We start from the raw sequence: 12368 nt of genomic DNA on the forward strand, positions 1-12368 counted from the left end.
TCAGCTTCTCTCCGTTTCGTTCGGGACCGGCGAGTCGGTTCGCTCCGCCCAGCGCAATTTGGCCGAGCGCGCGCGGGGGTTTTCATGGCATTCGCGCGGGCCGGGGACGACGGGCTGGCGCCCCTGAAGCGCGAAGGTCGGCGGCGGCGGCGCGACCTCGCCCGGCAGCAGGCGCGAGACCGCCCTGCCGCGGCCGCTGCGCGCGGCGAAAAACTGTTTGACGATACGGTCTTCCAGCGAATGGAAGGTCACCACCGCCAGCCTTCCGCCCGGTCTCAGCAGCCGTTCGGCCGCCGCCAAAGCCTGGGTCAGCTCATCCAGTTCCTCGTTGACGGCGATGCGCAAAGCCTGGAATGAGCGCGTGGCGGGGTGGATTTCATTGGGCTTGCCAGGATTGGCGCGCCTTATCGTCTCGGCCAGCAGCGCCGTGCTGGTGATCGGCGCCTTGGCGCGCTCGGCAATGATGGCGCGGGCGATCCTGCGGGACGCGCGCTCCTCGCCATAGAGATAAAGCAGGTCGGCCAGAGCGTCCTGCTCCAGTTCGTTGACCAGATCGGCGGCGCTGCGTCCGGCGCCTTCCATGCGCATGTCGAGTGGCCCGTCGAAGCGAAAGGAAAAGCCGCGCTCCGGGGCGTCGATCTGCATTGAGGACACGCCGATGTCGAGCACGACGCCATCGAAAGGCCCGAGTTGGCGTTCGCGAGCCGCCGCCTCCATGCGCGAGAAGCGCGAGCGCGCGAGGACCAGACGGCCTTGGCCTTCCGCGACCAGAGCCTGTCCGGCTTGAATCGCGGTTGGATCGCGGTCGAGCGCCAGCACGCGCCCGCCTGCCGCCAAAATGGCGCGCGTATAGCCGCCAGCGCCGAAAGTGCCGTCGAGATAAAGCCCGCCGGGCGCGACCGCCAGCGATTCCACCGCCTCAGCCGCCATCACCGGCACGTGCGGGGCGCTGGTCATGAGCGGCCTCCCGCAGGAAGGCTGGGTTCTGCGACGGGGATGAGAAACTGCGAATCCGTGACCCGGCTCCAAATTTTTGGCTGCGAAAACAAAGTTTTGACGGCGCGCGTCGGGTGTCGCCGCCCTTGCGCCGCTGAGAGGGTGGTGTGGGCTAACATGCGGCATTTTGAGCGTCAACGCGCGCGCGGCGGCCTTCGAGAGCTTCTAAACGAGGCGCATTAAACCATCGTTAGCGTTAAAGGTTTGTTGACATGACGGACGGAAGTTGCCGATCTGAACAGCATCGCGACCGCGCAGTCCCAACGGAATAGGCATTCAGGCTGCGCAAGTCTTGCATGCTCCACAAGTCTTGCATGCTCCACAAGTCTTGGGCTTCGCCCTCGGGCCGTCCTGCATAAGAGTAGAGAAGCGCCAGTCGGCCTGTAAGCCGGGTTCTGTATGGCGCCTTGCGGCGCGCGATGACCATTCCTCTGGGACGGCCGTTACCGGCCGCCTCAAGCAACCAACCCGGACGACGACCCGGAGAAGGGCTGGGCGAACCCTGTCGTCCCTATTCGGTTTTGCTCCCGGCGGGGCTTGCCGTGCCGCCGACGTTGCCGCCAGCGCGGTGCGCTCTTACCGCACCCTTTCACCCTTACCCCCGAAAAGGTCTCCCTTGACGAAGGCGGTTTGCTTTCTGTGGCGCTTTCCCTGGGGTCGCCCCCGCCGGACGTTATCCGGCGCCGTTTCTCCGTGGAGCCCGGACTTTCCTCCGTCCCCTGCAGGACGGCGGCCATCCGGCCGACTGACGTCCCCGGCATAACAGCCGGACACCTCGCGTCAAGCGAATTCGGGGTTTACGCAACAAGCGCGGTGGGCGGCGTTCATATGCAGGGCGCAAGCGCCCGATTTCGGCTAAGATATCGCTTGCTGCGAATCGGGCGCCGGCGGGGGTGAATTTTTTGTCCCCATGCGCTAGGAGATAGGGCGGCCGGAGGCGCAACGGCGGCCGGGCTGTTTTAATCGAGCCTTTTGGCGATCTGGAGGAAGTCTTGATGAAGAAAACCGTTTTGCTGACCGTCGCTTTGGCGAGCGCGCTCGCCCTCGGCGGCTGCAATAGCTACAACCCGCAGGATCGCGCGGTCGGGGGCGCCCTGATCGGCGGCGCCACCGGCGCAGCGATCGGCGCCGCCGCGGGCGGACATGCGGGCGGCGCCGTCGCCGGCGGCCTGCTCGGAGCCGCCGCGGGCGGCATTATCGGCGCCAATACCGCGCCGCCGCCGCCGCCGCCCCGTTGCGCCGAATTCGTGGTGGACGATTGGGGTCGTCGCCATTGCGTGTCCTGGTACTGATAAGGCATTCGCGCTTGTCGCCGAATCGGGGCGGCCGGTTTCACGGGCCGCCTTTTTTCCAGCCGGCGCCATCAGCCGGGATGAACGGTAAATGAGCCCTGACAGCACATTGGTGGAGCGCTATTCCGCCTCGCCCAATCATGGCGAGCGGAACGGGTCGATCGACGCGATCGTCCTGCATTACACCGGCATGACGACGGGCGCGGCGGCGCTCGAACTCATGTGCAGCCCCGCGGCGCAGGTCTCCTGCCATTATCTGGTCTGGGAGGATGGACGAATCTGGCAACTGATCGCCGAGGCCCGCCGCGCCTGGCATGCCGGAAAAAGCTTCTGGGCCGGCGAGGCCGACATGAACTCGCGGTCGATCGGCATTGAAATCGTCAATCCGGGCCATAGGGACGGCTTGCCGTCCTGTCCCCACGAAATATTCGGCGGCGCCCCGCCGTTCCCCGACGCGCAGATCGAGGCGGTGATCGCGCTCTGCCGCGATATCGCCGGCCGCCGCAATATCAAGCCGGAGCGCATTCTCGGCCATTCCGACATCGCGCCCGGGCGCAAGATCGATCCTGGCGAAATCTTTCCCTGGCCGCGCCTGTTCGAGGCCGGAATCGGCCATTGGGTCGCCCCCGCGCCGATCCGCCCCGGCCCGGTCTATGAGCCCGGCGCCATGGGCCCGCCGGTCGCCGCCTTGCAGGCCATGCTGGCCTCCTATGGCTATGGCGTGACGCCATCCGGGTTTTTCGACGCGGCGACGAGCGACGTCGTCGCCGCTTTCCAGCGCCATTTCCGCCCCGAAAAAGTGGACGGGATCGCCGATGTTTCGACGATGGAGACGCTGCACGATTTAATCGCCGCTTTGCCGCCGCCCGGTCAGTTGCGCACGTAATTCAGCACCGGCGCCAGCCAGCGTTCGACCTCCGCCACTGACATGTTTTTCCGCGCGGCATAATCCTCGACCTGATCGCGTTCGACCTTGGCGACGCCGAAATAATGCGCGCCCGGATGCGCGAAATAGAGGCCGCTGACCGAAGCGCCCGGCAGCATGGCGAAACTTTCGGTCAGCGACACGCCGATGCGCCGCTCTGCCGCCAGAAGATCGAAAATGGTCTGCTTCTCGCTGTGGTCGGGCTGGGCCGGATAGCCCGGCGCCGGCCTTATGCCGCGATATTTCTCCGCCATCCGCTCGTCGTTGGAAAGCTTTTCCTCCGGCGCATAGGCCCAGAATTCCTTGCGCACGCGCTCGTGCAGATATTCGGCGAAGGCTTCCGCCAGACGGTCGGCGAGCGCCTTGACCATGATCGAACCGTAATCGTCATTGGCGCGCGCGAGTTTTTGCGCGATCTTTTGCTCCTCCGCGCCCGAGGTGACGACAAAAGCGCCGATATAATCGGCCTTGCCGCTCTCGACCGGCGCGACGAAATCGGCGAGCGCGACATTGGGCTTGCCATCGGGGCGCGCCAATTGCTGGCGAAGCGAATGCAGGACGCCGAGTTTTTCGCCGCGCGACTCGCCGGTGAACAGCGCGATGTCGTCGCCGACCGCATTGGCCGGCCAGAAACCGAGCACCGCCTTGGGATTGAACCAGCGCTCCTCGACAATGCGCCTGAGCATTTTCTGTGCGTCCTCGAACAGGGTTTTCGCCACCGCGCCCTGCTTTTCATCCTCGAGTATTTTCGGAAAACGCCCCTTCAATTCCCAGGTCTGAAAGAACGGCGTCCAGTCGATATAGGGGATCAGCTCTGCGACATCGAGCGACGACAACACCCGCGTTCCCGTGAAGGTCGGACGCGGCGGCGCATAATCGCTCCAGTCGATCTTCAACGCGTTCGCCCTGGCGCGGGCAAGCGGCACGCGCTGCTTCTCGGTTTCCGCCCTGGCGTGCGCTTCGGCGACGCGTAAATATTCGGCGCGCAAATCCTGTTGGACTTTTTCCCTGTCGGCGCCAAGCAGGCTCTGCGCGACGCCGACGGCGCGGCTGGCGTCGTTGACGTAAACCGCCTGCCCGCTCAGATAATTGGGCGCGATTTTCACCGCCGTGTGGACGCGCGAAGTGGTGGCGCCGCCGATCAGCAGCGGAATGTCGAAACCTTCACGCTGCATTTCGCTGGCGAGAAAAGCCATCTCGTCGAGCGACGGCGTGATCAAGCCGGACAAGCCGATAATGTCGACCTTGTGCTTGCGCGCCTCGTCCAGAATCCGCGCCGCCGGAACCATCACGCCAAGATCGACGATCTCGAAATTATTGCAGGCGAGGACCACGCCGACAATATTCTTGCCGATGTCGTGCACGTCGCCCTTGACCGTCGCCATCAGGATCTTGCCGGCGTTTTTGCGGTCGCCTTCCGCCTTGGCCGCCTCGATGAAGGGCAGCAGATAGGCCACCGCCGACTTCATCACCCGCGCCGACTTCACCACCTGGGGCAGGAACATTTTCCCCGAGCCGAACAGGTCGCCGACCTTGTTCATCCCAGCCATCAGCGGCCCCTCGATCACGTCGAGCGCCCGCGCAGAACGGGCTCGCGCTTCCTCGACGTCGACGTCGATGAAGTCGGTCACGCCATTGACCAGCGCATATTCCAGCCGCGCGTCGACAGTCCCCTCGCGCCAGGCGGCGTCCTTTTCGCGCGTCTCCGTGCTCTGGCCCTTGAACTGTTCGGCAAGCGCCAAAAGCCGTTCGGTGGCGTCGGCGCGGCGGTCGAGCACCACATCCTCGCAGGCCTCGCGCAGGATGGGATCGATCTTTTCGTAAACCCCGAGCTGGCCGGCGTTGACGATGCCCATGTCCATGCCGGCGGCAATGGCGTGGTAAAGAAACACGCTGTGCATCGCTTCGCGAACGATCTCATTGCCGCGAAACGAGAAGGACAGGTTCGACACGCCGCCCGACACATGGGCGTGCGGCAGGGTCTTGCGAATTTCGTGCGTCGCTTCGATGAAATCGACGCCGTAATGATTATGCTCTTCGATGCCCGTCGCCACAGCGAAAACATTAGGATCGAAGATAATGTCCTGCGGCTCGAAACCGACTTTTTCGGTGAGGATTTTATAGGCCCGCGCGCAGATCTCTACTTTTCGCGCAAAGGTGTCGGCCTGGCCCTGTTCGTCGAAGGCCATGACCACGGCGGCGGCGCCATAACGGCGCACGGTCTTCGCCTGGGCGATGAGCTTTTCCTCGCCTTCCTTCAGCGAGATCGAATTGACTATTGGCTTTCCCTGCAGGCATTTCAGCCCCGCCTCGATCACCTCGAATTTCGAGCTGTCGACCATGACGGGCACGCGCGCGATATCGGGTTCGGCGGCGACGAGATTCAAAAACTCGACCATCACCTTCTGCGAATCCAGCAGGCCCTCGTCCATGTTGACGTCGATGATCTGCGCGCCGGCGACGACCTGATCGCGCGCTACGTCGAGCGCGGCGGAATAATCGCCGGCCTTGATCAATTTGCGGAATTTCGCCGAGCCGGTGACATTGGTGCGCTCGCCGATATTGACGAATTTTATGTCGGAAGTGAGCGTGAAGGGCTCGAGGCCGGACAGGCGCAAAAGCGGTTCGATTTCAGGAATCTCGCGCGGCTTCACGCCCGCCACGCGCTTGGCGATGGCGTGAATATGCGCCGGGCTGGTGCCGCAGCAGCCGCCAACGATATTGACCAAGCCGCTGTCGGCGAATTCTCCGACCAGTTCGGCCATGGCCTCCGGGCTTTCGTCGTAAAGGCCGAATTCGTTGGGCAGGCCGGCGTTGGGATAGGCGCAGACGAAAGTGTCGGCGATGCGCGACAGTTCGGCGATATGGGCGCGCATTTCTCGCGCGCCCAGCGCGCAGTTCAGGCCGATGGAAAAGGGCTTCGCATGGCGCAGCGAATTCCAGAACGCCGCCGGCGTCTGGCCGGAAAGCGTGCGTCCCGACAGGTCGGTGATGGTGCCGGAAATCATCACCGGAAGCGTGACGCCGGCCTCCTCGAAAGCCTCGTCGATGCCGAACAAGGCCGCCTTGGCGTTGAGCGTGTCGAAGATCGTTTCGAGCAGGATGATGTCGGCGCCGCCTTCGATCAGCCCGCTCGCTGCTTCCTTGTAAGCGACGCGCAATTCGTCGAAAGTGACAGCGCGAAAACCGGGGTTGGACACGTCCGGCGAGATCGACGCGGTGCGATTGGTCGGCCCCATGGCGCCGGCGACGAAGCGCTTCTTGCCGTCGCGTTTTTCCGCCTCGATCGCCGCTTCCATCGCCAGGCGCGCGCCCTGGACGTTCAATTCGCGGGCGAGCGATTCCATGCCGTAATCGGCCTGGGCGATGGTGGTGCAGGAGAAGGTGTTGGTCTCGACAATATCGGCGCCGGCCTGGAAATAGGCGAGGTGGATTTCGCGGATCGCATCGGGCTGGGTAAGGATCAGGAGATCGTTATTGCCGCGCAGGTCGCGCGGCCAGTCGGCGAAACGTTCGCCGCGAAAAGCTTCTTCCGAAAACTTGCGCTGCTGGATCATCGTGCCCATGGCGCCGTCGAGCACCAGGATTTTTTCGCGCGCCGCTTCGGTCAGCGCCTGCAAGGCGGTCTTGCCGCCGAAACGATTGTCTTGCGTCGAAGTCATGTCTTTGTCCTGCGATAGGCCTGCGGTCGGCGGGCGCATTATTTTGGAATTGGCGCCCTTCTCCCCTTGCGGGAGAAGGTGGCGCGAAGCGCCGGATGAGGGGGCCTTCGGGACGCGAACCCCTCATCCGTCTCGCCGCTACGCGGCGATCCACCTTCTCCCGCAAGGGGAGACGGGACGCACACCTAGGTCAGCACTTTTTCCGGCGCCGTCGCGCGCAAGCCCAGCAGGTGACAAACCGCATAGACCAGGTCGGCGCGGTTCATGGTGTAGAAATGGAACTGCTCGACGCCGCGATCGAGCAGGTCGAACACCTGTTCCGCCGCCACCGCCGCGGCGATCAGGCGCCGCGTTTGCGGATCGTCGTCGAGACCGTCGAAACGCTCGGCCAGCCAGATCGGCACGCTCGCCCCGGTCTTGCGCGCGAAATTCGCGGTTTGTTTGAAATTCTGCACCGGCGTGATGCCGGGCACGATCGGAATTGTGATCCCGGCCGCCATCACCCGGTCGAGAAAGCGGAAATAGATCTCGTTGTCAAAGAAGAACTGGGTGATGGCGCGGGTCGCGCCGGCGTCGATCTTGGCCTTGAGCACGTCGATGTCCTGCTCGAAACTGGCGCTTTCCGGGTGCTTTTCCGGATAGGCCGAAACCGAGATTTCGAAATCGCCGATGGCGCGCAATCCGCGCACCAGATCGGTCGAAGTGGCGTAGCCGCCCGGCGTCGGCGCATAGACCGCGCCGAGTCCCCCCAGGGGATCGCCGCGAAGGGCGACGATATGGCGCACGCCAACGTCCCAGTAGCTTTGCGCCACGTCAATCACCTCTTCGCGCGTCGCGCCAACGCAGGTGAGATGGGCGGCCGGCTTGACATTGGTTTCGCGCAGGATGCGCGCCACCGTGGCGTGAGTGCGCTCGCGGGTAGAGCCGCCGGCGCCATAGGTGACGGAGACGAATTTTGGCGACAATGGCGCGAGGCGCGCGACGGCCTCCCACAAACTCGCCTCCATTTCCGGCGTTTTCGGCGGAAAGAATTCGAACGACACGTCGATCGGCTTGTGGTGAAGGCGGCTGCGCCTCGGCTCTTGCATCATCAGGCTTTACTCTTCTCGATTCCGACGCCGCGCACATCGCGCGCCAGCCACAGGGATACCGTGAGTTTTTCCTCAGCGTAGTCGCCGCCCGGCGCCATGTCGCGATGGAGCAGCAATTCAAGTCCGGACTGGCGCAGATATTCGGCGACTTCCTCAGCTGAGAACCCAAGCCGCCGGTGCTCATGTCTTTCGCGCAAGATTTCGCAGCGATGCGGCGCGAAGTCGACCACGATCAGCCGGCCGCCCGGCGCCAACGCCCGCGCCGCCTCGCGCAGGGCGCGGGCGGGATTGTCGAGATAATGCAGCACCTGATGCATAACGGCCAGATCGATGGAGCTGCCATCGACCGGAAGTGCGTAGATGTCGCCCTGGCGCAATTGCACATTGCGCAGGCCGGCCTTTTCCATCTGCGACCGCGCCACGCCGAGCATGGCCGGGGAAAGATCGACGCCGATGGCGGTCTCCGCGCGGGGCGCCAGCAGCTCCAGCATCCGTCCGGCGCCGCAGCCGATATCGAGCAGGCGTCCCCAATGAGGCGTTTTTTCAAGCGCCGCCGCAAGAATCGCAGCCTCGACCTCGGCCTCCGGCGCGTGCAGGCGGCGCGTCTCGTTCCACGACGGCGCATGATCGGCGAAATATTTCTGCGCCTGCGCCGCGCGCGCCGCGCGAACTTCAGCAAGTCGCGCGCGGTCGCCGGCGAGCACGGGATCGTCGCCCGCGAGTTCGCCGAGAATGGCTTGCGCCAAAGCCGCCGCCGGCCCTTTTTCGGCGACATGAAAAAACGCCCAGGCGCCCTCGCGATGACGCTCGACGAGACCGGCCTCAAGCAATAGTTTGAGATGGCGCGACACGCGCGGCTGCGACTGGCCGAGGATCGCCACCAGTTCGTTGACCGCCAGTTCGGCTTCGGCCAGCAGCGCATAGACCCGCAGCCGCGTCTCCTCGCCGATGGCGGCGAGGCTGGTCAGGGCGTCTGGCAAAGTGGCGGCGATTTTTACGGTCATGGGCCTGTCAATTAGATATAAACATATCTTTATACCTCATTTGGCGTTGCCGCAATGGCGGATCGCCCGATGGGGCCTTATGATGAGCGAAACATGCGCGACGAAAACACACCCATCCTCGGATTGATCCTCGCCGGCGGCCTGAGCCGCCGCATGGGCGGCACGCCAAAATTTTCCGCGCGGATCGGCGGCGTGAGCCTGATCGAACGGGTGATTTCCCTTGTCCGCGACCAATGCGGCGCTCTGGCGATCAATCCTTACGAGGCGACGGCGGAAACCCAGGCCGCTTTCGCCGGGATCGGCCTGCCGCTGGTGGCCGACGCTGTTTTGGGCCACGCCGGGCCGCTGGCGGGCGTGCTGGCGGGCCTCGATTATGCCTGGCAAAAGGGCTTGAGCCATGTTCTCAGCGTGCCTTGCGACTGCCCATTTCTGCCCGCCGACCTTGCAGCGCGACTGCGCGCGGCGTCGCTGGAGACGCGGGACGGTCTGGCCTGCGCGGCCTCGGGAGGGCGGATTCACCCGGTCGTCGCGTTATGGCCGACGCGCTTGCGCGAGGATTTGCGCCGCGCCCTGATCGATCAGGGCTTGCGCAAGGTCGGACAGTTTCAGCACGGATATGATATGGCTTCGGTCGAATGGAATTTCCGCAAACGCGACCCTTTTTTCAACATCAACACGCCGGATGATCTATTGCGGGCGCAAGACTTGTTGGCGCCAAACGAGGACGAGGACTGAAACCTTGCACAAACTTGACCTGCGCGGGCTGAAATGTCCCCTGCCCGTGCTGAAAACCCGCAAATTCCTGTCTGCGCTGGCGCCGGGCGAAAAAGTCGAGGTCGCCTGCACCGATCCGCTCAGCGTCATTGACCTGCCCAACATGCTGCGCGAGACCGGTGATGCGCTGGAAGCCAGCGGCAAGTCGGACGGCGCGTTGTTGTTCCTGATCCGCAAAGGCGCGGCGACATGAGCGTTCATGCCCTGGCCGCCGTCGTCTTTCGTGAAAATGAGCCGATCGACGCGCTTTTCTCCGAATTGCGGGCCATTGTGGAATCGCGCGGACGGCGCGTCGGCGGCATCATTCAATCGCCCTGCGAGGAGACGATCTACGCCACCCATATCGAAAGCGGCCGCAAGATCGACCTGATGCAGAATCTCGGGGCCTGCTCGGAGGGTTGCCGGCTCGACACAGGCGCTCTCGCCGAGGCGGCGGGCCTCTTGGCGGAAAGCCTCGCCGGCGCGCCGGACCTGTTGATGATCAGCCGGTTTGGCCGCGCCGAGGCCGAGGGCGGCGGCTTTCTCGCCGAGATCGGCGCGGCGGCTTGCGCCGAGACCCCGACCTTGATCGGCGTCAACGCCAAGCGCGAGGCGGACTGGCGCGCCTTCGCCGGCGACTTCGCCGAGACCCTGCCCTTTTCACTGGAAGCCGCGCTCGAGTGGTGGGAGCAGGCCGAAGTTAAGTGATTTTCCTGAGGGACAGGCTTCCAAAACAGGACTAGCATCGAAGGCACGGCGCATTAGATAGCATTTCGGGCGCTGGCCGCCGCGGCGGGTCAAAAATTTGGAGAGATTGCGATGAAGCTCACTCGATCGATCGTCCTGATTTCGCTGCTCGCCTTTTCGGGCGCCGCTGTCGCCCAGACGACCGCCCCGGCGCCGGCCGCGCCCGCAGCCCCGGCGGCGCCGGCCATGCCCAAGGCCGATACTGGCAAGATGCAGAAACCCCGCAGCGCCAAGTCGATGGAATGTTCCAAACAGGCGGACAGCCAGAGCCTGCACGGCAAGCCGCGCCACGCCTTCATGAGCAAGTGCAAGAAGAGCTGATCCCGAAGGACCGGCGCCGCGCGCAAAATTGTTTTCGCGCGGCGTTTTGCTGCGATAGGCGCGTCAGCCGCGACCGAAAGTTTCGTCGAAGGCGTATCCCGAGCCGCGCACCGTACGGATCGGGTCTTCGCGATCGTCCTGCGCCAGCGCCTTGCGCAGGCGACCGATGTGGACATCGACCGTGCGCTCGTCGATCTCCGCGGAAAAGCCCCAGACGCTGTCGAGCAATTGCGAACGGGCGAACACCCGGCCCGGCTTCTCCATCAAATATTCGAGCAGGCGGAATTCGGTCGGGCCAAGATGCACGTCGCGGCCAGAGCGGCGCACGCGACGGGTTTCCCGGTCGAGTTCGAGATCGCCGGCGACCAGCTTGACCGCCACCCGCTCCGGACGCGCCCGGCGCAGCAGGGCCCTGACCCGCGCCATCAGTTCCGGGACGGAAAAGGGCTTCACCACGTAATCGTCGGCGCCGACCGACAGTCCGCGCACCCTCTCGCCCTCTTCGCCGCGCGCCGTCAGCATGATCACCGGCAGGGTGCGGGTGATCTCGCGGGCGCGCAGGCGGCGGCAGATTTCAAGACCCGAGACGCCCGGCAGCATCCAGTCGAGAATGACCAGGTCGGGCGCCGCCTCCTCCAGCCGCAACTCGGCTTCGTCGCCGCGTTCGACGCGCTCGACGATATAGCCTTCGGCTTCAAGGTTGTAGCTGAGGAGGAGCGACAAGGACGACTCGTCCTCGACGACCAGAATGCGGGGCGCTCCGCCAGGCGAAGCGGCTCCGACAATCGATGCGCGCGTCTCGTTCATGGAATCCGCAAGGCTCCTAATCAAATTTTCCCAAGAAACGCAGTCCGCTGGCTTTACGGCATGGCGGAAGTGTCAATTCCGCGCGGCCGCTCGACCGGAAGCGATTCCCCGGTGACAATATAAACCACGGTCTCGGCGATATTGGTGGTGTGATCGCCGACCCGTTCAAGGTTTTTCGAACAGAACAGCAGATGGGTGCAGAAAGTGATGTTGCGCGGGTCTTCCATCATGAAAGTCAGAAGGTCGCGGAACACCGAATCTTCCAGCGAGTCGAGTTCGGCGTCGCGTTTCCACACGGCGCGGGCGCGTTCGGTATCGCGCTGCTGGTAGGCGTCGAGCACGTCGTTCAACTGCGTGGCGGCGACGTCATGCATCGACCTGAGGCCGATGACGGCGCGCGGAATGCGCGATTCCCCGGCGACTTTGGTCGCCCGCTTGGCGATGTTCTTCGCCAGGTCGCCGATGCGCTCCAGATCGGCGGAAATGCGGATGGCGCCGATGATCTCGCGCAGGTCGACCGCCAGCGGCTGCCGCCGGGCGATGGTATGGACGGCGAAATCTTCGATGGTTCGTTGCAGAGCGTCGAGGCGAGGATCGGTGGCGACGACTTTCTGCGCCAGTTCGATGTTCATGCCGGCAAGCGCGTCCATCGCGTCGGCCAGCATTTTTTCGGCTATGCCGCCCATTTCGGCGATGTAGCGGTCGAGCGTTTCCAACTCGACGTCGAAGGATTTGACAGTGTGGTCGACCATTTTCTGCAATTCCTGTTT

General features: G+C 64.2%; 12 protein-coding genes and 1 other RNA gene. 6 read left to right on the top strand and 7 right to left on the bottom strand.

Translation table 11 applies throughout. From position 1 onward, the window contains the following. Positions 1–957 (bottom strand): 16S rRNA (cytosine(1402)-N(4))-methyltransferase RsmH, encoded by a 957-nt coding sequence (gene rsmH, locus ACLP2E_RS18620; protein WP_442464652.1) that lies wholly within the window; start codon positions 955–957, stop codon positions 1–3. 407 nt (positions 958–1364) lie between these two features. Continuing rightward, positions 1365–1745: RNase P RNA component class A (rnpB, locus tag ACLP2E_RS18625), an RNA gene on the bottom strand. A 246-nt stretch (positions 1746–1991) separates the two neighbouring features. Here rnpB and ACLP2E_RS18630 point away from each other — a divergent pair. Together ACLP2E_RS18630 and ACLP2E_RS18635 are read left to right on the top strand one after the other, a co-directional pair. Beyond that, positions 1992–2288 (top strand): hypothetical protein, encoded by a 297-nt coding sequence (locus ACLP2E_RS18630; protein ID WP_442463511.1) that lies wholly within the window; start codon positions 1992–1994, stop codon positions 2286–2288. Positions 2289–2379: 91 nt separating this feature from the next. After that, entirely contained in the window at positions 2380–3174 is a 795-nt protein-coding gene (locus ACLP2E_RS18635; protein WP_442463512.1) for an N-acetylmuramoyl-L-alanine amidase, read from the top strand. On the opposite strand, the gene metH is transcribed toward ACLP2E_RS18635, so the two are convergent. The 3 genes from metH to ACLP2E_RS18650 form a co-directional block, all read right to left on the bottom strand. Further along, positions 3159–6875 carry a methionine synthase gene (gene metH, locus ACLP2E_RS18640; RefSeq protein ID WP_442466779.1) on the bottom strand — a complete coding sequence of 1239 codons (3717 nt, stop codon included), beginning with the start codon at positions 6873–6875 and terminating at the stop codon, positions 3159–3161. The two genes, ACLP2E_RS18635 and metH, sit on opposite strands and share 16 nt — an antisense overlap. A gap of 185 nt (positions 6876–7060) precedes the next feature. Next, on the bottom strand, positions 7061–7966 hold the full coding sequence (gene metF / locus ACLP2E_RS18645; protein WP_442463514.1) for a methylenetetrahydrofolate reductase [NAD(P)H]: 906 nt from the start codon (positions 7964–7966) through the stop codon (positions 7061–7063). Then, positions 7966–8970 (bottom strand): ArsR/SmtB family transcription factor, encoded by a 1005-nt coding sequence (locus ACLP2E_RS18650; protein WP_442466780.1) that lies wholly within the window; start codon positions 8968–8970, stop codon positions 7966–7968. Before ACLP2E_RS18650 ends, metF begins: the two co-directional genes overlap by 1 nt. Before the next feature lie 93 nt (positions 8971–9063). On the opposite strand from ACLP2E_RS18650, the gene mobA reads away from it, so the two are divergent. The 4 genes from mobA (at position 9064) to ACLP2E_RS18670 (ending at position 10791) form a co-directional block, all read left to right on the top strand. Next, a complete protein-coding gene (mobA, locus tag ACLP2E_RS18655; protein ID WP_442466781.1) occupies positions 9064–9705 on the top strand; it encodes a molybdenum cofactor guanylyltransferase MobA in 642 nt (213 codons plus the stop codon). 4 nt (positions 9706–9709) lie between these two features. Next, positions 9710–9937: a sulfurtransferase TusA family protein gene (locus ACLP2E_RS18660; protein WP_442466782.1), complete on the top strand. Its 228-nt coding sequence runs from the start codon at positions 9710–9712 to the stop codon at positions 9935–9937. Continuing rightward, complete coding sequence (locus ACLP2E_RS18665) at positions 9934–10431, top strand: DUF2478 domain-containing protein (RefSeq protein WP_442462491.1); 498 nt, start codon at positions 9934–9936, stop codon at positions 10429–10431. Before ACLP2E_RS18660 ends, ACLP2E_RS18665 begins: the two co-directional genes overlap by 4 nt. 111 nt (positions 10432–10542) lie before the next feature. Next, complete coding sequence (locus ACLP2E_RS18670; protein ID WP_442462490.1) at positions 10543–10791, top strand: PsiF family protein; 249 nt, start codon at positions 10543–10545, stop codon at positions 10789–10791. Between the two features lie 63 nt (positions 10792–10854). Here ACLP2E_RS18670 and phoB read toward each other — a convergent pair whose 3' ends face one another. Then, a complete protein-coding gene (gene phoB / locus ACLP2E_RS18675; RefSeq protein WP_442462489.1) occupies positions 10855–11598 on the bottom strand; it encodes a phosphate regulon transcriptional regulator PhoB in 744 nt (247 codons plus the stop codon). A 53-nt stretch (positions 11599–11651) separates the two neighbouring features. After that, the gene (phoU, locus tag ACLP2E_RS18680; protein WP_442462488.1) at positions 11652–12350 is read right to left on the bottom strand and encodes a phosphate signaling complex protein PhoU; all 699 of its coding nucleotides are present in this window, start codon (positions 12348–12350) and stop codon (positions 11652–11654) included. Positions 12351–12368 lie beyond the last annotated feature (18 nt).

The sequence above is a fragment of the Rhodoblastus sp. genome (assembly GCF_052145335.1).
GTDB lineage: Bacteria > Pseudomonadota > Alphaproteobacteria > Rhizobiales > Beijerinckiaceae > Rhodoblastus.

Bases quoted from the DNA above. Each gene is read 5' to 3' on its own strand.
- rsmH (WP_442464652.1), bottom strand. From the start codon at position 957: ATGACCAGCGCCCCGCACGTGCCGGTGATGGCGGCTGAGGCGGTGGAA.
- ACLP2E_RS18630 (WP_442463511.1), top strand. From the start codon at position 1,992: ATGAAGAAAACCGTTTTGCTGACCGTCGCTTTGGCGAGCGCGCTCGCC.
- ACLP2E_RS18635 (WP_442463512.1), top strand. From the start codon at position 2,380: ATGAGCCCTGACAGCACATTGGTGGAGCGCTATTCCGCCTCGCCCAAT.
- metH (WP_442466779.1), bottom strand. From the start codon at position 6,875: ATGACTTCGACGCAAGACAATCGTTTCGGCGGCAAGACCGCCTTGCAG.
- metF (WP_442463514.1), bottom strand. From the start codon at position 7,966: ATGATGCAAGAGCCGAGGCGCAGCCGCCTTCACCACAAGCCGATCGAC.
- ACLP2E_RS18650 (WP_442466780.1), bottom strand. From the start codon at position 8,970: ATGACCGTAAAAATCGCCGCCACTTTGCCAGACGCCCTGACCAGCCTC.
- mobA (WP_442466781.1), top strand. From the start codon at position 9,064: ATGCGCGACGAAAACACACCCATCCTCGGATTGATCCTCGCCGGCGGC.
- ACLP2E_RS18665 (WP_442462491.1), top strand. From the start codon at position 9,934: ATGAGCGTTCATGCCCTGGCCGCCGTCGTCTTTCGTGAAAATGAGCCG.
- ACLP2E_RS18670 (WP_442462490.1), top strand. From the start codon at position 10,543: ATGAAGCTCACTCGATCGATCGTCCTGATTTCGCTGCTCGCCTTTTCG.
- phoB (WP_442462489.1), bottom strand. From the start codon at position 11,598: ATGAACGAGACGCGCGCATCGATTGTCGGAGCCGCTTCGCCTGGCGGA.
- phoU (WP_442462488.1), bottom strand. From the start codon at position 12,350: ATGGTCGACCACACTGTCAAATCCTTCGACGTCGAGTTGGAAACGCTC.